Below are 21,394 nucleotides of genomic sequence, written 5' to 3'. Positions count from 1 at the left end.
GCACCAAAACCAGATCTCACGCACAAGACTGGTCAACCAAATAAGATCTTTATCGCACAATAAATCAACCAATATTGAGTAAAGTTTCACCAAAAGTTTAAATCCTATTGAACGGTTCGTTCTATGCCTACAACAAAATGATAAGGATTAAACATGCCCTACACGACTAAACGCTTTACTAAGCGTTTTGAACTATCTGTTGTTGCACTCGCCTTAGCGACGCTTGCTGCTTGCGGAAGCGACAACACACCAGAAACGCCTCCCCCCTCTGACGGCTCTTTTACCGTTGGTATTTTTGAACCCGTTACCATTTCAAGAGAAGTCACTGGATCTCAAGTTCAAAGGGTTGACCTAGAACTGGATATCGACAGCTCCTATGCAAATCTGTCTCTTTACATCGATGATGTCGTTGCGATTGACAACATCGATGTGCCATCATCTGGCACAAACCACATAAATGCTCTTGTAAACGTTGGGAGCAGTGGCACCAAAACGATTAAGGTTTACGCTCGAGGCAGCGAAATAACAGTCAACAAAATCGAATTTAGCGAACGACCAGATGTCTTACTCCCACAGTTTAAGGACATTGCTGAGCAATCAGGAATACGTGACCAACTGAACCTACCAAAATATGGTGGTCCAACCGTCGCTGACATTAACAACAACGGATACTACGACTTAATACTCAACAATCATAACTGGCGACCCACCAATCAGCTCTATTGGAGCAATCAAGACGGTACATTTACCCTCCATACTGGAGATTGGGATGGTTCTTTATCATGGGGCGATATGCACGGCACCGCAGCGGCTGATTATGACCGTTCCGGTGACCTAGGAATTATCGTAACTCGAGGCGGTGGCAATGGTACTGCACCTTCATTCCCAGACTTTTTTGTCAATGATGGTGACAACTTAACAGAGTCCTATCAAGAAGTTGGCATCACTGAAAGTGCTCGTGGACGTGGCGCAAGATTCATGGACATGAATGGCAATGGTTATTTGGACCTTGTTTTCATCAACGCTGAAGGTATAAACGGCGATAGTGGTGCTCAACACCTATTTTATAAAAACAACCTAGATGGGACGTTCAGTCGAATTGACGTCCCGGGTATTGAAAAAGCCAATACTGAAAGAGCCTTAGTTATTGATTTTGATGGCGATGGCATTGATGACCTGTTGTTTTTGACACCCATGACGCTATGGAAAGGCAATGGTGATTTCACATTTACCGATGTTACCGATGCTGTTCTACCAGAAAGTGTTCGTCAAACATGGCAAGTCCAAGCAGCAGCTGATGTCGATGTCACAGGTAACGGCTTACCCGATATATATTTATCAAAAGGTCTTCCCCACTACCAACTTTCCGACCGCTCTCTGGATTTTAATCCAATAAAACAGACGCTTGACCTCAATGACGACGGTAATAAAGGTAGAAAGTCAATGCAGCTTACCGTCGATAATGCGTTTACTCTAAAAGACCTTCATCTTACCTATCGTCAATATGATGGTGGCTTTCCAATCATGCTAGGGGAAAATAAAACCGCTCACGACGTTGTCAAAGTTGAAGACTATTACACGCTACCAGACGACTTAGAAATATCACCAGAAGATGCTTTAGGCTGGCCGAGTGAACGTGAAGCCAATGGTATCTATATTGGCTACGTAGGCGACGACATATGGAATGTTGAGTGGGTGAAAGACTCTGATGTATTCTGGCAAATCGCTTTTACACTCGATGATATCAAAGATGTGACCACGGCATGGGAGCCTCAAAACCGCAATCAGCAAGATGTTTTGCTTATCAACCATGAAGGCAGATTTATTGACGAAACCGCAAACTGGAATCTACCTAAAGGTGGTAATCACTGGGGTGTGACCTATGGTGACTTCAACAACAGTGGATATAACGACATATTCGTCCATCGTTACGGTTACCTTAAGGAACGCGTAACCGACTACTTACTCATCAACGATGGCAATGGACAGTTTGAAGTGACACAAATGCATGGTGCTCATGATGTCAATGACCCAGGCCATGGCGACATGGGGCAAGCATTTGCTCTCACCCGTGATGGTAAAGTCGACCTTTTAAATGGCAGCGAAGACGGCATATGGTATCTGTATAAAAACCAAACTGAAGGCGTCGGCAATCATACTCTCGTTCATGTTGGCTACAGTCCACTAGAAAATCTTGACCCGATGTCTGCTGTTGTCACGGTTAAGACGGAGCAAAGCACTCAAACTCGACGAGTTGGTTCAGCGGGAGAGAACTTTTCTCAAAGCTTACTTAATACGGTTCATTTTGGGCTAGGTAAAAGCGAAACGATTGAAGAGATATCCATCACATGGCGAAACGGTGAGGTCGTATACCTAAACGATGTGACAATCAATGAGAGAGTAACGAGTGACAACGCATCCATGCCAAAACCTGTCGATATCGAACTAGGTAGAGAAGAGCGTAAACTGCGTCCAGACACGCAATATCAAATCATGCCCACATTTGGTCCTTTAAATGCCGACAATAGTGTCACTTACACATCCAGTGATTCTAATGTGGCAACGGTATCAAGCGGCGGTTTAGTCACAGCAGTTGCTCAAGGTGAAACTATCATTGAGGTCACATCTAGTGTCGATTCCAACGTATCGGCTTCGATACTTATTCGTGTTGGCGACTTTGACCCTATCTATGTCACTGACGTTAAAATCACGACTGAAAGTAATCCTGTGTTTATTGGTCAAACTCTCCATATATCGACAGAACTCACTTCAAGCGAACCGGGAGAAACACCAGATGACACTTCATTGACCTGGGTGTCATCAGCGCCGGAAATAGCGACTGTGTCCGAGAGTGGCTCCGTCATGGGACTAAGTGAAGGCATCGCAGAGATTACGGTTGTCGCCAATGGCGCACAAATACCTGGCAACATTACCGATTCAATAGAGCTTAGTATCGAGAAATGGTATGAGTCTGATGTTACTTTTGATGACAACAGTAAGTATATGGGACCAGAGTTGTGTACGAATAAACCACTCACAGTGACAGCCAACTTCCACGCTGGTTCTGGATCTGTCGTTAATGATAACGGCTTGACATTTAGGTTAAGAGAAATGAACGCGAGTTGGGGGTTAGTCAATGATTACATCATTTCTGACCCAAGCTCTGCCCTACAACCTTATGGTGAAGCTAGTGTCGACTTTGACTTGACCAACTCATTGGTTGTACCAACTGCTGACTTACCTGAGGGACATTTCCACTTCTTGTTTGTTGAGTTTGTAAATGACAGCGGCAAATATAATGAAAGAGGTATCGGTTGGGCCCCGGGAGACATTACTATCGTCGAGTGCGACTAACCCATAGCCATCAATAAGCCAACTTTGAGGTTGGCTTTTTGGTAATTCGCGAAGTGTGAACTCTATTTAGTGAGAAAGACTCTAAAGACAACAAGATGCTTTTGAATAAAAAAACGCCCATTGCAGTCTCACTGCAGTGGGCGTTTTTACTATCAGCAACGTGAAAATCACTATCTCAGCAATTCACGCACTCTAGACCTCATATTGTGCGATCTTATCCCAATCAAACTCAACACCGATACCTGGTTCATCTGAAGCAACAGCACGGAAGTTTTCAACCACCAATGGACGCTTGGTGTATTCATCGATCGGAAAACTATGTACCTCAAGCCAGCCTGTATCAAACGCTGATACCAAACTCACGTGAAGCTCTTGCATGCCGTGTGTACATACTGGGATGTTATTTTCAGTGATTAAATGCGCCGCTTTTAACCAACCGGTAATACCACCACAGTTCGAGGCATCTGGTTGACAGTAACCAAGCTTTGCTTGGTCCATCGCGTAACCAAACTCATGGATAGTATGAAGATTTTCACCCATAGCCAACGGGATAGAAGTGTTGTCAGCAATCTCCGCGAAACCTTTATAATCATCAGGAAGAGTGGGTTCTTCAAACCAAGTAATATCATATTGCTCGACGGCTTTAGAAAGCGTGATGGCTTGCTCTACTGTCAAAGAATAATTAGCGTCGATCATGAAGGTAATGTCAGGACCAATCAGTTCACGAACCGCCTTAATACGGTCGATGTCTTCTTGCATATTTTCACGGCCGATCTTGATCTTAACGGCATTAAAACCACTTTCGAGGTAACCACGGATATTGTTCAATAGTTTCTCTAGAGGGAACTGAAGATCAATACCACCACAGTACGCTTTGCACGTGTTGTTTTTGCCACCAGCCATTTTCCATAGCGGTAACCCTTCACGCTTACCTTTCAAATCCCAAAGGGCGATATCTACCGAAGACATCGCAAAAGTTGATATACCACCACGCCCCACGTAGTGGATATGCCACTCCATAAAGTCATAAATCTCTTCAATCTGAGTCGCATCTTTTCCGATTAACGCTGGTTGAATATCGTGCTCAAGCATGGCTTTAATCGAATAACCACCTTTACCACCTGTGTAGGTATACCCCGTACCTTGAGAACCATCTTCAAGTGTCACTGTTGTTGTGATCAGTTCAAAATGGTCATGGTCACCATGTTTAGCGTCGGACAAAATTTCCTTTAACGGGATCTTAAACAGTCTTGTTTTAATGTCTTTAATTGTTGTGTTCATTGTAAATACCTATTTTATACTGCCGCGACAATCTCTCTGACCAAACGGCCAATTTCGTCCCAAGCTCCGTCGTTCACAAGTGACTTGTCAACCATCCATGTGCCGCCACATGCCAGTACGGCAGGGAGAGCTAGATAATCATGAATATTATTTTGATTGATGCCACCAGTTGGCATCACTTTGATTTGCCGATAAGGGCCAAGCAGAGACTTGAGCATGGCTAAACCACCTGATGCCTCTGCTGGGAAGAATTTCACTGTATCAACACCCAGCTCTAAAGCCTGCTCAACCAACGAAGGGCTGTTAACGCCTGGAACGATGGTTATTTTATGTTTTTGACACGCTTTTACTGTGCTCGGGTTCAAACCTGGAGAAACAATAAAGTCTGCACCTGCTTTTTTCGCTTCGATTACTTGCGATTCATTCAGCACTGTTCCTGCACCAATTAACATATCTGGATATGCATCACGTAATAAACGAATCGCTTCAACCGCTGCATCAGATCGAAATGTGATTTCCGCTACTGGTAAACCATTTTCTAACAGTGCTTTGCCCAACGGTAAAATATCGTGTGCATTGTCGATGGCAATAACAGGCACAACCTTAAGCTGCGCTAGGCGTTGATTAAGATCCATGATTTCATTTCCTTATTTCGATTCATTAATTCTTGCAAGAACTTGTTCAAAAGTCGGTAAAGGCGCTACTGCACCGTAACCTGTGATCGTGATTGAAGCCGTCGCATTGGCATAAGCTAAACACTGTTTCAGAGACTCACCTTTGACGTAATGAGTACAGAAAGATCCGGCAAAAGAATCACCTGCGGCTGTCGCGTCTACTGGCGTGACCTTGTGTGGGCGAATAAAGTGACGGCTATGTTCATCCGCTACGGTAGCACCATCACCCCCCTGCTTAAGCACAACGACTTTCGCGCCCGCTTTAAGATAGAAATCAATGATGTCATCTGCATGCTCTAGTCCTGTGACTAAACGAGCCTCATCGACGCTAGGGAAACACACATCAACCAGTGAAGCTGTCTCGTTGATAATGGCACGAGCGCGCTGTAGAGACCACAGTTTGAGACGCAAGTTAGTATCGTAAGAAACTTGTGTACCATTCTCCTTCGCAGTCTCAATCGCAGCAAAAACTGAGTCACAGCTTGAATCACTGATAGCTTGAGTAATTGCCGTCACGTGAAGCAGTTTTGCGTTCGCAATCGCTTGTGTTGGTAGGTCTTGTGGTGTGATTAAGCTCGCCGCTGAGTTCTTGCGAAGAAATGAGAAATGATGGCCTTCTTCATCATGTGTAATAAAGTAAACGCCAGTGGCTTTGTTGCCCAATGTCTTAACAGCACGACTGCTTACACCTTGCTGTTGCCATAGGTCGAGGAAACGTTTGCCGAACTCATCATCACCAAGTTGTGTCAGCATCCCTACTGAAGCACCCTGCCGTGCTGCTGCAATAGCAAAGTTTGATGCATCACCACCAAAACCACTCAAAAAGTCTGCTTCCCCTGAACCTGCCTGACCAACTTGGCTAAATTCAAACATTGGCTCACCAAAACTTAAAATTTCGCTAAAGCCAGCTTCCTGACTTTGTTCTAATTCCACACTCATTGTCACAAAACCTCGTTATTCAATCTATTTATCTTGCTGCAGTACCCGACAGCAAAGGAATACATCAAATACTAAGGTAGTCAAGATATTTGGTCAACCAATATAAACTTTGATTTACCAACCGAGATCACAGTTCTCTTTTTAGGCCTTATAAAGAGTATGGCTTTAGAAAAGTTGCGTGTATAAACAGCCATACAACGTTAAGCACATCACAAAAAACACACTAAACCACCATCTGGTTGACCAATTATCTCTCTTTGGTATATTCTTCGTGACATTGGTCACTGAAATTACCTCATTGGCGCAGTATAAATAACGCATTGGTTAATCAATTAACTCCAAAGGTTGAACATGAACGGTTTAGATATTGAGAAAGCGAGATACACAGCAAAGACTTCGTATGCTCGTGAAGAACTAGAAACAAACATTGTGCATATTGGTTTCGGTGCTTTTCACCGCGGACATCAAGCTGTTTATAACGACTTAACAAATGACATCACGGGGTCTCGATGGGGTATTTGCGAGATCAATATGTTTGGTCCTTTAGATCTGATTAATGACCTACGAGCTCAGCAAGGACTATTTACTGTCGTAGAAAAATCGGCAACCGAAACGGAAACTCGTTTGGTTCGCACGGTGACTGACTATATTCATACTCCAGATACTGGTATCAAAACGGCAATTGATAAGCTCATTGAACCACAAGTTAAAATCGTCTCTTTAACCATCACTGAAAAAGGTTACTGTGTCGACCCACAATCACGTGTTCTTGATACTTCTAACCCACTAATTGCTCACGATCTTGATAACCCGACTCAACCACAGTCAGCGATTGGCCTGATTACCGAAGCGTTGAGACAGCGTAAAGCACTTGGCTTGCCAGCATTCAGTGTGATGTCTTGTGACAACATCCCTGAAAACGGCCATCTAACTCGTGATGCTGTATTGAACTTTGCAGAGCTTTGTAGCCCAGACTTGTGTGCCTGGATCCAAGAAAATGCATCGTTCCCTAGCACCATGGTTGACCGTATCGTACCTGCAATGACAGAAGACCAGTTCGATGTCATTGAGCAAGAAACAGGTTACCGCGATCCTTGTGGCGTTGTTTGTGAAGACTTCCGTCAATGGGTAGTTGAAGACAACTTTGTTGCTGGTAGACCAGACTGGGATCAAGCTGGCGCTATGCTTGTAGACGACGTTCTACCGTATGAAGAGATGAAGCTTCGTATGCTTAATGGCAGCCACTCATTCCTTGCATACAACGGGACACTTGCTGGCTACGAGTTCATTTACCAATGTATGGAAGATGAAGAGTTACGTAAAGTCACACTCACTCTTATGAAAGAAGAGCAAGCAAAATCTCTAAGCCCAAGTTTGAGCGTTGACTTAGAGCAATATGCAGAGCTTCTTGTCGACCGCTTCAGCAATCAAAACATCAAACATAAGACCGGACAGATAGCGATGGACGGCTCGCAAAAACTGCCTCAACGCGCAGTCGACCCGTTCTTAACGCTGCACGAACGCGGGATCACAACACGCTGCCTACCGGTTCTTATCGCTGGCTGGATTCACTACGTTATCAACACAATCACCTCGGGTGAAAAGCTCGCGGATCCACTGGCAGACCAATTTACAGAGATTGTGACAGCGTCCAACAACAAACGTAGCACAGCAGAAACACTACTTAGCGTAGAGAAGGTTTTTGGTGACAACGCGGAGCAACACAAGTTGTTCAAACAACAAATACTAAGCGCCTTCGACCGAATCGAAGAGAACGGCATCAAAGCGATGTTTGCTGAGCTTAACCACTAATTTTGAAATTTAAGGCATTCACATGAAAACGCTAATTTGTAATGAGCCTCACTCTATTGAGTACATCGAGCGCGACATCCCAGAAATCAAAGACAACGAAGTTCTACTAAAAATTAATGCTGTAGGTATTTGTGGTACTGACATTCACGCATATGCAGGACGCCAGCCATTTTTCTCTTACCCTAGAGTACTTGGCCATGAGATTTGCGGTACTGCTGAAAAAGTAGGGCAAGCGTGTCAATCAGTCCAAACCGGAGAACGCTTTTCAGTCATTCCATGCATTCCTTGTGGCACTTGTGCTGCCTGTGAAGAAGGAAAAACGAACTGCTGTGAAAATGTATCACTCTATGGCGTTCACCAAGACGGTGGCTTCTCTGAATACCTCGCTGTATATGAAGAGAACCTAGTCAAACTTCCTGAAAATGTATCGGCATCAGAAGGTTCATTGGTTGAGTGCTTTGCAATCAGTGCACACGCAGTGCGCCGTGCAGAAGTTCGTACAGGCAATAATGTCCTAGTGGTAGGCTCTGGCCCTATTGGCCTTGCAGCAGCGGCCATTGCTAAAGCGGAAGGAGCAACAGTTGTAGTAGCAGACGTTGATGCGGGTCGTCGTGAACATGTTGAAACTCACTTGAATGTTCCTGCGTTAAACCCATTAGAGGACAACTACGAAGCAGCACTTAAGGATGCGTTTAACGGCCGCTTACCATGTACTGTGCTAGATGCTACAGGTAACAAAGGCTCAATGAGTCGCAGCGTAGAGCTCATCCGCCACGGCGGTAAGATCGTGTTCATCGGCCTCTATATCGGTGATTTGGTGCTAGATGATCCTACATTCCACAAAAAAGAAACCACACTACTCAGCAGCCGTAATGCAACACGCCAAGATTTTGAAAAAGTGATTGAACTGATGGCGGCAGGCAAGATTTCTCAAGACATCATGAAAAACAAAGACTACGACTTCCAAACGTTCGGTGAGCGCTACAAAGAAGACGTGGTCGAAAACCGCGATTTGGTTAAAGGCGTTATCAACTTTTAAGGGACTAAGGATTAAACTATGACGACTGTACGTGTTAATGAAGGAAAACTCCGAGAGCTTGCCCTTAATAAACTCACTCTAGCCGGGCTTGACCATGCGACTGCACAAGAAGTGACTGATGTTTTAGTGCACGCCGATAAAACGGGTGTTCACTCTCACGGTGTTATGCGTGTAGAACATTATTGCACTCGACTGGCAGCTGGTGGTTTGAACAAAGAGGCTAAATTCAGCATTGAACAAGTCTCACCATCGGTAGCTGTACTCGATTCTGATGATGGTATGGGCCATTCGGCACTCATCGCAGCAACAGAGCATGGTATTGAAATGGCTTCGGAAACGGGTCTTGGATTTGTCAGTGTGAAAAATACCTCTCACTGTGGCGCGCTATCTTACTTTATGGAGCAAGCAACGTCACAAGGTATGATTGCAATTGCCATGACGCAAACAGATACCTGTGTGGCGCCACACGGTGGTGCTGAACGTTTCTTGGGCACTAACCCAATTGCATTCGGTTTCCCAGTAGAAGGCTCTCACCCAATGATTGTCGATATGGCAACGAGTGCAACTGCTTTTGGTAAGCTGCTGCATGCTAAAGAGACCGGACAAGAAATTGGCAAAGGTCTTGCGATCGATAAAGACGGCAATGAAACCACTAACCCACATGAAGTGGAAAACCTATTGCCATTCGGGGGCCACAAAGGGTCTGGTATTGCACTGGCGATTGATGCCCTCACTGGCGTGCTGATGGGTGCAAACTTTGGTAATCACATCACTCGTATGTATGGCGAATACGACAAAATGCGTAAGCTGGCAAGCTTAGTGATCATTATTGACCCTACTCGCCTGGGCACACCTCTTTTCTCAGCAACAATGGCGGTCATGATGCACGAGCTACGCGAAGTCCGTCCTGTACCAGGAGTTGAAAGAGTGAAAGCACCAAATGATCCACAGGTGGAATACAAAGCACAGTGTGAAGAGCACGGTATTCCTGTTGCCGAAGGCGTCTATGACTACCTTATCAGCTAAGTTCACTCTTAGATTTGGGTCCTCCTCTTTAACTAACCTCTCCATTGTTAGTTAACGTTTGGCTGCTAGTCCGTCGATAGTCACGGGCTGCAGCCTTTTTTGTATCAACAGCCCTTTGCTATTGCCACTCATAACTCATTCATACAAGGCATTAGTGACTCATAAATGCGTGAAACTTCTAAGGACAACTCATGAAACGGTTATCTTTCAAAACAACAATATTTACTGTCATCCTTACCTTGCTGCTTGCGTCGATTACGGTCTCTTTTCTCAGTTCAAGATACTTTATCCAAAGCGAGTTTGTAGAGTCTGATACACGAGCGATACAAACACAGGTATCCCTCATCAGTCAGCAACTCGAAAGTCAGTTATCTGGCTATATCCAACTGGCCGACAGTATCCCCGTCAACTTGTCGAATGTAGCACAAGTTTTAGACTCATCAGGTTTCCACCGGATTACAAAGGTGCTTTATGGTTCGGTGTTCAGCCCCGACCCATCTGTTTCTTTTGTCCCCAATACCCCTCCCACCTTTTTAGAACTAAATGACAACCAAGAAACCCGCTACCGAGAAATTGCTGCTCTGGCAGAATCTAGCGAGTACATTGGTTCAATTGAGTATGTAGATGGTTTTCCAATTATCGCCCTTGCCCACCCCTCAATAGACAGCAGCGGCGGCATTGATATCTTTGAAATAAACCTTCAGCCTTCCCTCGACAGTTTATCCAAGCTCAATCGAGAAGGCAGTTTCATCGAACTATTCGATGATAAAAATCAACCTCTGTTCTCCAATAAGACCTCCTCTAACACTACCGCGACCACTCTACCCATCCAGTTCGACAATCAGCAATGGCAAATCATCGGCCACGTAGACAACGATTACATTGAACTGCATACCTCCACACTGAATCAAAAAATACTGATAACGACCTTGATTGCGGCAAGTTTGCTCGTTGTTATCGGAATGACTATCATTCACTTCGCTTACAAACCGATTGTCGAACTCCGCTCTCTGGTTGGAGAACTTGCTAACGGTAAAGGTGACTTAACACAAAGACTTACAGTAAAAAGCAAGGATGATTTAGGTCAGATAGCACAGAGCATCAATAGATTCATCGACCAACTCAACGCCATGTTACGTGAAGTACAGGGGCTTAGCACAAACTCCACCACCGAGATTAACCAACTGCATGTTCAAACTCTTTCAAATAAAGAGATGACACAAAAGCACAATCAGGAAATGGAGCGCGCGGCAACTGCGGTAACCGAGATGAGTGCAACGGCAGAACAAGTGTCACAAAGTGCCTCTCATTCTGCTCAGCTGACTCAACAAGCCATTTCACATGCAGAGCAGAGTGATAACGTCGTAAGAACCGCAGTCGCAACGGTTGATGCCCTCAATCAGGAGTTTGAAGGCATGTCGAGCTCAATTAACTCTATGGTCACCAATGTCGAAAGCATTCACTCTGTGTTGAGTGTTATTGGTGGAATTGCGGAGCAAACGAACTTGCTTGCTCTTAATGCTGCCATCGAAGCTGCTCGCGCAGGCGAACAAGGGCGCGGCTTTGCTGTCGTGGCCGACGAAGTCAGAGCTTTAGCCGCTCGCACTCAAGACAGCACAAGCCAGATCAACGAGATGCTTAACTCTCTACAACAAAGCAGTGAGACTGTTGTCAGTTCACTCAATGAAACGCAGCACCGCTGTGGAGAAACGTCCGCATCGACAACTCAGATCACGGACTCTCTAAAGCAGGTTATTAGCGCGATTAATGCAATTGGTGAAACAAGTGCCCAAATCGCCCAAGCAGCAGCTGAGCAAACTAAAGTCAGTACTGAGATAGATAGCAATATGACCTCGATGAATCAGATGGTTCACACACTGGAACTCAACACACAACAAGCCACAGACAATATGGAGCAGCTTTCTACCACGAATCAATCCTTAACGACTTTGGTCTCTCGGTTTAAGTTAAGCTAGTTCCTACATCGCATATCACTCTTTCCACGGCAGCCCATATCATGCGCTGCCGTAGTAATTTAAAAACAGCGAATCAACGATACTCATAGGCTTTGGAAGGACTGGGCAGGCTCCGCTCATGTTGTTCGTCATGCACGTGAAGCCACTTATTTCAATTGACTTCAGTGTTGTCACCCAATACTCAAAAAAAATCTCCGCCATAAAGGACGGAGATTTCATCAAAAGAAACTGCTAACTCACTAGACTAATAGTGTATGGGGTATTTTCACTATCGCTTTGTTCACTTCGCTTGGCATGTCAACTGCGCACAACGGACGATGAACTTGGTTAGGGTAAAAGACAGCAAAGTCCCCTTTACCTAAACTTACAAACTGCTCATCTTCAACATCTGTTAGAAAAGCGACATCGTTCTCCAATGCAGTCAACTCAAGACTTTCTTGAGACAGTCGATTCGAATATCCCAGCTTTTCTGCACCTGCCTTGAGGATTTGCACGTCAATATACTCTTTGTGATATTCCGCTTTTCTCGCTTCTGTTCGCTCGGTTTCAGCTGTAGCCAATACAACAAACGAACCAGGGTAAGATAGCTCGTGCTTGCCGTCTTGCTTCGTCTCATCATGAGCAATTGCCCATGCTTCTTGAATCAGTGCTTTCATCGTTGGGTGGATATAATCCACCAACTCTAACTTCTCAACATTTCCAAATAACACAACCTTTGTCCTTTCAGGTTAATGAGTCATTAAGCGGTCAATGGCTCAGACTCGTTTTCAACGTTCGCTGACTTCTTGGAACTCAAAGTCACCATTGCGATGAGTGTTGCTGCAGCAGCAAATAGGCCAAAATAGATGTAGCTCCAAGCGAAACCATGGCTGTCATACATGGTTCCCATGACAGGTGCTGCAATTGCAGTCATTATGTTGTTCACGGTTTGGAAACCAAACATGTAGGTAAACGAGTTGACCTTCTTATCAAACTGCTCAGCGATGTAGGCAAAAACAGAGACAATCAGCAGCGGGTTCACAATGCCAAACAATAATTTGGCGACAATCGCCATGTATAAATTCTTCTCTTCACCCAAGCCTGCGTAACCAATAAGCAACATAAAACTAGTGATGCCCGCAGCGGTAAGAATCAAACTGCCCTTTGCACCAATACGACGGATGATAAACGGTACACTCGCACTAAACGCAAACAGGAACACCGCAGTGAGACCATCCATGTTTGAGCTGAAGGTGATTCCCTCTTCTTGAGTCGGGAAGAAAGTAATAAAGTAACGTGTAAATTGACTCATTGACGTCCAGAACACGACTGATATCGTGGCGGCATACGTCATAAACGCCCAGAATTTAGGATTTTTAAACAGTTCAAACACATCAAGCTTAGTGATTTTTTCTGCTGACACTACCTCATTGTCGACGTTATCAAGGTGCTTCACGCGTAGCATCATTGCACACAGCAGCATCAATACCGCTGACACGCTACACGCAACAAAAATTAAGTCTGGATCGATGTTGTATAGGTAACCAGCGAGAATAGCGGATAAGCCCCATGCAGCGATACCAAAGCCGTTTACCAATCCAAAATCGTTGCTATGACAACGTGCAAAACGATCACTGTACGAAGCGATAACGCCACTTCCTGCTTGGAACAACATACCTAAATAGAGTGAACCAACAATGATACCCAACACAAACGTAGAGTCATTGGCGAGCAGCGGGCCATACACGTAGATATAGAAAGGGCCAATGAGAATACTTAGAAGAGAAATAAAGATAACAAGGTGCTTTTTCAGCCCCAGTTTATCCAACACATAACCGAAACCAGGCTTGAATAGAACGGCGATACCGGTTTGCAGACCGAACAAAACACCGATTTGAGATCCGTCGATACCCACTGTGTCGTTAAGCCAAACTGAAAAAAGTGATCCTGAACTCAGTGACCAAAAGAAATTATAGAAAAAATACATTAAGCAAACTTTGCTCATCGCAATGCGATTAGAGTCAGTTTTCATGCTTACTCACCACTTACACTTAAAAAAATAAAATTAATTGGTCGACCAAAAGCCAATATAACGTAGTGCATACTACCTTATGGTTAACCAATTTAAAGTGATTGAGGCGACAGAATTCTGAGGTTTTGTTTGTATTTATGTGAAGCAGGTATCACAAACGAACAAAAAGTAACTGGGTATTCAAAGAACGAAGTATGGGCTTTACTGATGCAAAACCCATATCAAATGATGGTTGTTGGGTTTAGATTTCTAAATCCATAGCAAAGAAGTAATCATCAAGATCAGCTTCCATATTGTCGGAGCTCGCAATCTTCAACAGCTCTTGTTTACTGTTTTCAATGTGCTCCCAAACCGCTTGCTTTGCTTCTTCTGGATTACGCTTTTGTAATGCCATGAATATCTTCTTATGATCTTCTAACCACGTCGCTTTGAGCTCTTTCTCATGCAAATACTTATCGTTCAGGGCTTTCCATAACGGATTTTGTGTACGAACACTGCGCCACATCTCACTTGCTTGATTGATTAGAACACGGTTTTGAGTCGATTCTGAAATCAAAGTATGGAACTGACGGTCGAGCTCTTCAAAACGCTCACTGTCCCCTTCCAGTTCTTTTTCTTGCTCTTGAAGAACTCGCTTCAGCTCCCTTAACTCATTGATTTTAATCTGAGTTGCAGCAAAGCCAGCGATATTACTCTCAATAATTTGACGCGCTTGAAGTAGCTCAAATGGCCCAACATCATTGTGAGGTACAATGGTGCGAGAGGTAATTTTCTCTGGTGAGTCAATGAAGTAAATCCCTGCACCTTGGCGAACTACTACCAAACCTTTGAGCTCAAGCATAATGATCGCTTCACGAATGGTAGCACGACTGGTTTCAAATCGCTCACTCAGCTCACGCTCCGACGGCAGCCTCTCCCCTGCCTTAAACACTCCGGAATAAAGAAGTTCCTCGATTTGTAGACCGATATCAAAGTAACGGCGCTTTGTCGTCTGTTTCATAGTCCTAATACCCCAACCTACTCATCTGACCTTCCGGTCTACTAGGTGCTATTGATTTATTTATAGATTTTATTGTATCAGTGTACCAATACGGAGCATAGTACGGTAGGTCGCATTTTTGATAACTATTTGTAGTACAAGAAATGCGCAGTACTAGCGCGAGACTTCCGATGTCAGGATTTAAATCCTAAAATAATCATAAAGCAGACAAATTGTGGGATTTCGATCAATAATTGGTACTACCAAAAATCAAATTGGTTAACAAATTAGACTTTTAGCCTTAAAGTAAACCAAGTTTGTTTTAACTGAGAGTAATTATAATGACACCAACCATTAATGATGTGGTGAAACACTCAAAGCATGATAGCTCCGTGGCTCTGTTTGATTTCTCCACCGAACAACTACCCAAGGCTTTTCGCTTTAATAATATTGATGCATCAATGACGTCACAGGCGAAGCTTAAAATCCAGTGTCATAGTGCAGAGAACATGTATACGTCAGTGTTTCTTGAGCCTGAGCCTGGAGAAAAATGGGACTGGAGCCAAATGCCAGAGTTTTGCTTTGCTTTTGACGCTCACAATCTACGCTCCAGGTCCACTCAGGTTTTTATCAATATTTTTGACTCTAAAGGACAAATGCATAGTCGCTGCGTCAATGTCACTGGTGACACTGATACTAGCTACCTAGTAGAGCTTAAAGGTGAGTATTTAAAAGGCAACACCAACTACTATTCAGGTTTTCGTTCCAACCCTGCTCCTTGGGATAGTCCATTTGTTTATGCCACTTGGATGTGGGGTCTAATGAACATCGACCTATCAGATATTGTGCAAGTCGAACTTAGTATTCACGGCACACTCATTGACCATGAGCTTGAACTGTCCAATTTCCGTCTCATGCTCAGCCCAGAGATAAACCCTAGCTACCTTTCCAACATTATTGACTGCTACGGTCAAAACGCAGGTTTTGAATACCCAGAGAAAGTCCACAACGATCAAGAGCTGACAGAGTTTACTGAGCGTGAACTTCAAATGCTTAAAGAAGGTGCGATGCCTGACCGCTCTCGCTTTGGCGGATATAAAGAAGGTAAACGTTACGAAGCGACTGGTTTTTATCGCACTGAGAAAATCGATGGTAAATGGTCTTTGGTTGATCCAGAGGGTTACCCATATTTCGCGACAGGAATCGATATCATACGCCTTGCGAACTCCTACACCCAAACTGGCGTAGATTACGACCATAGTAAAGTTGAACAGCGCTCCCCTGATGACTTAACACCTGAGGACTCGATTGAAAAATTCGAAGTTTCAATGGAAGCCAAGCAAACCGCATTTGTCGGTAGCGATGTTCGTCGTAACTGCTTCCAATGGTTGCCAGACTACGACGATGAGTTGGGAGAGCACTACGCCTACATGCGTGAGAATTTTGAAGGTGCCCTTGATCAAGGCGAAACTTTCAGTTTTTACGCCGCCAACTTACAACGTAAATATGGCAAGCAATACATGGATAAGTGGCGAGAAGTCACCATGGATCGCATGCTTAACTGGGGCTTCACCTCGTTAGGTAACTGGACTGCTCCTGAATTTTACTCCAATGAAAAGGTACCATTCTTCGCAAATGGGTGGATCATTGGTGAATTTAAAACAGTAAGTAGCGGTGACGACTTCTGGTCTCCTCTTCCGGACCCGTTCGATCCACTATTTAAAGAACGTGCAGAAGCTACCGTTAAGCAAGTTCGCGAAGAGATCAAAGATACGCCTTGGTGTGTGGGTATCTTTATCGACAATGAAAAGAGTTGGGGTCGTATGGGCACCATCGAAGGTCAGCACGGTATTGCAATCCATACCCTAAGCCGTGACGCGAATGAATGTCCTACAAAAGCAGAGTTTATGAACGTTCTGCGTGATAAGTATGGTGATATTGAATCACTCAACGCTCGTTGGGGTACGGAAATCGCTTCATGGGAAGCGCTAAGCCACGGTGTCAAAGGTTTAGCTAACAACGAAGCGCAGCTTGAAGACTATGGCATCCTATTGGAAGCCTACGCCTCTCAGTACTTCAAGATCGTTCGTGAAGCGCTAAAAGTAGAGCTGCCAAATCACCTCTATTTGGGCTGCCGCTTCGCTGACTGGGGTATGACTCCAGACGTAGTGCGCGCTGCAGCAAAATACTGCGATGTCATTAGCTACAACTACTACAAAGAAGGTCTACATCCTCAGCCATGGAGCTTCCTATCTGAAGTAGATATGCCAAGCATCATCGGTGAGTTCCATATTGGCTCAAAAGATACGGGGTTATACCACCCTGGCCTAGTGACCGCCGGTAATCAACAAGAGCGTGGTGAGATGTATGAAGCGTATATGCACTCAGTTATCGACAACCCATACTTTGTTGGCGCACACTGGTTCCAATACATCGACTCACCCATTACTGGTCGCTCATACGATGGCGAAAACTACAACGTTGGGTTTGTCTCAATTGCAGATACTCCATATGAACCTATGGTAGAAGCCGCGAAACGTCTACATAGCTCTATGTATAAACGTCGTTATAAATAGTTAGCGCATCGATAGCAGCACGGCTATTCAACATCAAAGCCTCCAACAAATTTTGGAGGCTTTTCTGTGTTTGGGCTCAGAGCTAGCTTAATGGTTAATATCTAAGATTACGTGGGTGAACTGAAAGAGAGCACAGTTCTTATAGGAGCAGTGTTTTCTTTGCTGATTGGGATCGAATCCGGGCGATGTTGGTAAACTCATATCTGCCCCATTCGGTATATGGAATCCACGTATTTACAAAGTGATAAAATCAATAAAAGTTAAGATGCGTACGTATATTCGGCTTCTTGTTGAAGGAGCTACCTTCTAGCCTTTGATGTTTGCGCACCTACCGTCCTTATCGTGTCAGCAGCTTTTCACAGCATGACAGAATGGTCAGGTTTTCAGCAGGTTGGTCTTACCTTTTATGCATCATCATTTCGTAAAATTGATTAAATAGGTTTGTGATTAATTGGTGAACAGTACGGGTTTGTATTCAGTTTCATATCGAAGCATTGCCCACGCAGTTCTTACAATTTTATTGGCTAGTGCAATACAGGCTTTTTTAAAGCCAATGCGATCAATGATACTCCTCAACCAGGCATCCTTTTGAGTCTTCGGTTTTTCGGGTAGTCGTCCAACATAAGACATTGCACCAAGATAGAGAAGGGAGCGTAGCTCCTTCACACCACCGCATTTATCGATCCCAATCATAAAGACCTTGCCACCTGAACTGTGTTGTTTGGGTGTAAGGCCAACAAATGCTGATGCTTGTCTTCCATTCTTGAACTGCTTTCCATCACCAAGAGTTGTATAAAGCATTGCGGCGGTAGTTTCACCAACGCCTTCAATTTCCATTAATCGTTGGCATGGTTCTATCTGACGAGTTAAAGCATTTTTTTCTTTTTCAAATGCGATGAGTTTCGCTTTGAGTTGTTTGTATTGTTCCCACAGCATGGACAAAACAGAAACAACACTGGCAGGTATTGATGTTTCTCCATCCAGAACAGTTTGAATTGACGCTTTTAGACCTTTTTCACCTCGAGGGTTTGCAATACCGTACCCTAAAATAGTCCCTCGAATGTGTTGTCCTAGAGAAACCACATTGCGAGATAAGAACCGACGGCTACTTTCTAAAGAATGCATCGATTGTTGCTCTAATGATTTTGGTCGACTGTATTTAATGCCAATTTGAATTGCCGCATTGGCGATGGCAAGAGCATCATTATGATCGGTTTTGTGACCTTCTAGGTGTCCTTTCACCTTCTTCGGGTTAATAATCCGCACTTCATGTCCAAATTTTTCTGCTAATTGTCCCCAGTAATGGCAACCGCAACAACCTTCCATGGCGACAATCGAAGGCTTAGCTTTTGCCAGAAACTCTTTCGTTTTTTGGCGACTTAAAGGTTTATTGGACAGAAGCTCACCATGAATGCTGATGTGGCAGGCTTGAAGAACATTTTTTGCTAAGTCGATAGCGATAACATTTTTAGTTAACATATTGGAACCTCGGTTTTGTCTCACTCTCCTAAGTCTAGATTTCAAAGGAGGGAGTGGATTCCATACATCATGCCAGCGGCACCAAACCACAAAAATTACCGTGCATTGGTTTGACCTACTTTTTCTCATCTGTGTAACTTCCAGCAAGTTGCGGGTTCGCTGTGTTCATGGAGCTCATGCTCGTTCATTAGGGCGCTTGGAGAAGATCATGTTGAAATATAAAATCAGCGACGTTTTACATAAAGGCAGATTGAGTCATCGTGTGTTTAAGGTCATATGTAAAGTCACAATGAGTAGTCTTTGTTGTCATAGGGGTGATAAAAGGTAATTTGCCTTAAAGTGCAACTGATGGCATAGTGTTGATTTGCTAACGCTCTGATTTACTTTGGCTTATTAGTGCCACGTCACAAATCGATAAAAGTAATAGGCGGCAGGATGCGCGTGGGAAAAGCGACTTGTTTCCTTATATAAAGTGTTATGTTTTTAGGGGGATGTGTTGATTTCAATATTCTTTGGCTTGAGTCATCTTTGCTTTGTGATTTTTTTAGCTATTTCGATTGCTACATCAAGCGATCCTGTCGCAGTGAATGGATGGTTATTAGTGTTACCATTGGACTTTCCGGTTTCTTTGGGGCTATTCCCGATATATCACTACTTCGATGGAACATCGGTTCTTAGTCTGAAGGACTCATCAGGTAATTATAGCGTTTACAGAGACCTAAATAACTTCTGGGTGCCTGCTTTGTATTCGGGTATTTTGGGTTCGTACTGGTGGTATTTATTACCAAAAATTATTGTATGCCTAAAGGTAAGAATCCTCAAATTTTCAAGGTAGGCACACTGCTTACAACAAACATAACAAACATTTTAGGCTTCAAGATACTTTTTATAATCTGAACTAAATCGTTTAGAGCAGCACGACTAAAACGTTTTTGTCCAAAGGTGTGCTGAAGCCGATCATGGCAAGCACACCTTTTCCCCATTGTGTTTCTCGTCTATTTAAAGTTAGGGACACTTATGCCAAACGTGCACCAGTTTTCCTAACCTGAATTTGTCTACAAAACCTAAGCATTACCACTACTTACACTCATTCTCAGCTAAAAACAAAATGTTTGCAGAAATCAATGTGCTCTTACCATCAGTAAGTTGAGTAGTATAAATATATCGAGGCTCAGCAGCCATAACTCCTTGAATTAAGAAGGCTTGTTTTTTCATCATGTAATCAATGCCAAACGATGCATCCTTTGATAAATCACTATTTAGGTACTGACAACTATCATAACTTAGCTTATGGAACGCGATCCCACCAGGGAAATAGATATACCAATCATCTTGCGCAATGTAAGCTGAGCCAGTTGACATAAGACTTTGGTACTCACTCGGTACATTCACCTGACCGACTATTGTCCAACTCAATTCAGTCTCGATAAACCGAGCAACATACCCTTCTGAAGTCACAGCCCACAATTGATAATCATCAACCAGTACTTTTAGCAGTAACCCGTAGTCAGAAAAGTTCCAGTCTATACCTTCATGCACGCTATATACTTTTGAAAGATTATATGAGTAGACAGCATTACGAGTAGCGACAGTCGATTCTATCGTCATAGAATCACTACGCTTTGAAATATCTGCCGCTGCATTTGAACCCGCGTACCTGTAATCGCCTCTGGGACCCATTAAATACATAGAGTCATAATCACTAACGTCCGATGAAGTTTGAGCTACATGATACGAGTGTGGACCAATATCAAGAAGATCGGGTATCCACATAGCATCTCCACCTATATGGACCATATAGCGTGAGCTACCAACAGGTTGAGCCAAGACAACTGAGTTGTTTTGGTTATCCATTTCATCAGCAAAAACAAAAATGGACATTAGATGCTCATAACCTGCCATGTCATTCCAATAAGCACTCCCCAACTCTAAACGGGCAACATAGTCTTTCCCATTATAATCGACAGGCACATAAAGATTTTCATTAGACACAGCATAATTAAACGATGTTGCCGACAAGCTTGCACCAGGCATCGAGGCGGGAAGGGGAAAATTGTTAAAACTAATTTTCGATTCGAGCCCCAAATTTAGATCAGGGGAACTAACTGAACCACTATCGTCATCTCCGCCACACGCAGACAAAACTACAGGTACCATCATTCCCCAAATTATAGTTCGAATACCCATCTAAACCTCCCAATAACAGTAGTATTCACATTTATCGTGGCACACTGCTGAAATTTGGTAG

Annotated in this window: 14 protein-coding genes; 6 read left to right on the top strand and 8 right to left on the bottom strand. The window is 43.8% G+C overall.

The features are described from left to right. Positions 1-153 precede the first annotated feature (153 nt). Positions 154-3,354, top strand: a complete 3,201-nt coding sequence (locus GT360_RS06840; protein WP_164648152.1) for an FG-GAP-like repeat-containing protein — start codon at positions 154-156, stop codon at positions 3,352-3,354. A gap of 192 nt (positions 3,355-3,546) precedes the next feature. On the opposite strand, the gene GT360_RS06835 is transcribed toward GT360_RS06840, so the two are convergent. The 3 genes from GT360_RS06835 to GT360_RS06825 are packed head-to-tail and all read right to left on the bottom strand — an operon-like array spanning position 3,547 to position 6,248. Continuing rightward, entirely contained in the window at positions 3,547-4,635 is a 1,089-nt protein-coding gene (locus GT360_RS06835; RefSeq protein ID WP_164648151.1) for a 3,6-anhydro-alpha-L-galactonate cycloisomerase, read from the bottom strand. A 14-nt stretch (positions 4,636-4,649) separates the two neighbouring features. Next, positions 4,650-5,270, bottom strand: a complete 621-nt coding sequence (locus tag GT360_RS06830; protein WP_420825436.1) for a bifunctional 4-hydroxy-2-oxoglutarate aldolase/2-dehydro-3-deoxy-phosphogluconate aldolase — start codon at positions 5,268-5,270, stop codon at positions 4,650-4,652. Positions 5,271-5,282: 12 nt separating this feature from the next. After that, positions 5,283-6,248, bottom strand: coding sequence for a sugar kinase (locus GT360_RS06825; protein ID WP_164648150.1), 966 nt, complete (start codon positions 6,246-6,248; stop codon positions 5,283-5,285). Positions 6,249-6,599: 351 nt separating this feature from the next. Between GT360_RS06825 and GT360_RS06820 the strand changes: the two genes are divergently transcribed. The 4 genes from GT360_RS06820 (at position 6,600) to GT360_RS06805 (ending at position 12,101) form a co-directional block, all read left to right on the top strand. Beyond that, on the top strand, positions 6,600-8,060 hold the full coding sequence (locus tag GT360_RS06820) for a mannitol dehydrogenase family protein (protein WP_164648149.1): 1,461 nt from the start codon (positions 6,600-6,602) through the stop codon (positions 8,058-8,060). Positions 8,061-8,082: 22 nt separating this feature from the next. After that, positions 8,083-9,099 (top strand): zinc-binding alcohol dehydrogenase family protein, encoded by a 1,017-nt coding sequence (locus GT360_RS06815; RefSeq protein WP_164648148.1) that lies wholly within the window; start codon positions 8,083-8,085, stop codon positions 9,097-9,099. A gap of 18 nt (positions 9,100-9,117) precedes the next feature. Then, positions 9,118-10,125 (top strand): Ldh family oxidoreductase, encoded by a 1,008-nt coding sequence (locus GT360_RS06810; protein ID WP_164648147.1) that lies wholly within the window; start codon positions 9,118-9,120, stop codon positions 10,123-10,125. A gap of 191 nt (positions 10,126-10,316) precedes the next feature. After that, entirely contained in the window at positions 10,317-12,101 is a 1,785-nt protein-coding gene (locus GT360_RS06805; protein WP_164648146.1) for a methyl-accepting chemotaxis protein, read from the top strand. Between the two features lie 239 nt (positions 12,102-12,340). Here GT360_RS06805 and GT360_RS06800 read toward each other — a convergent pair whose 3' ends face one another. The 3 genes from GT360_RS06800 to GT360_RS06790 form a co-directional block, all read right to left on the bottom strand. Then, entirely contained in the window at positions 12,341-12,811 is a 471-nt protein-coding gene (locus GT360_RS06800) for a NanQ anomerase/TabA/YiaL family protein (RefSeq protein WP_164648145.1), read from the bottom strand. 29 nt (positions 12,812-12,840) lie between these two features. After that, entirely contained in the window at positions 12,841-14,112 is a 1,272-nt protein-coding gene (locus GT360_RS06795) for an oligosaccharide MFS transporter (protein ID WP_164648144.1), read from the bottom strand. A 241-nt stretch (positions 14,113-14,353) separates the two neighbouring features. Beyond that, positions 14,354-15,112, bottom strand: coding sequence for an FCD domain-containing protein (locus GT360_RS06790; RefSeq protein ID WP_164648143.1), 759 nt, complete (start codon positions 15,110-15,112; stop codon positions 14,354-14,356). 320 nt (positions 15,113-15,432) lie between these two features. On the opposite strand from GT360_RS06790, the gene GT360_RS06785 reads away from it, so the two are divergent. After that, positions 15,433-17,667 carry a beta-galactosidase gene (locus GT360_RS06785; protein ID WP_164648142.1) on the top strand — a complete coding sequence of 745 codons (2,235 nt, stop codon included), beginning with the start codon at positions 15,433-15,435 and terminating at the stop codon, positions 17,665-17,667. A gap of 447 nt (positions 17,668-18,114) precedes the next feature. On the opposite strand, the gene GT360_RS06780 is transcribed toward GT360_RS06785, so the two are convergent. Together GT360_RS06780 and GT360_RS06775 are read right to left on the bottom strand one after the other, a co-directional pair. After that, positions 18,115-19,146, bottom strand: a complete 1,032-nt coding sequence (locus tag GT360_RS06780; protein ID WP_164648141.1) for an IS110 family RNA-guided transposase — start codon at positions 19,144-19,146, stop codon at positions 18,115-18,117. A gap of 1,077 nt (positions 19,147-20,223) precedes the next feature. Continuing rightward, positions 20,224-21,333: a hypothetical protein gene (locus GT360_RS06775; RefSeq protein ID WP_164648140.1), complete on the bottom strand. Its 1,110-nt coding sequence runs from the start codon at positions 21,331-21,333 to the stop codon at positions 20,224-20,226. Between the last annotated feature and the right edge of the window lie 61 nt (positions 21,334-21,394).

The sequence above is a fragment of the Vibrio astriarenae genome (assembly GCF_010587385.1).
GTDB classification, from domain to species: domain Bacteria; phylum Pseudomonadota; class Gammaproteobacteria; order Enterobacterales; family Vibrionaceae; genus Vibrio; species Vibrio astriarenae.
This window is presented reverse-complemented; position numbering and strand designations above follow the sequence as displayed.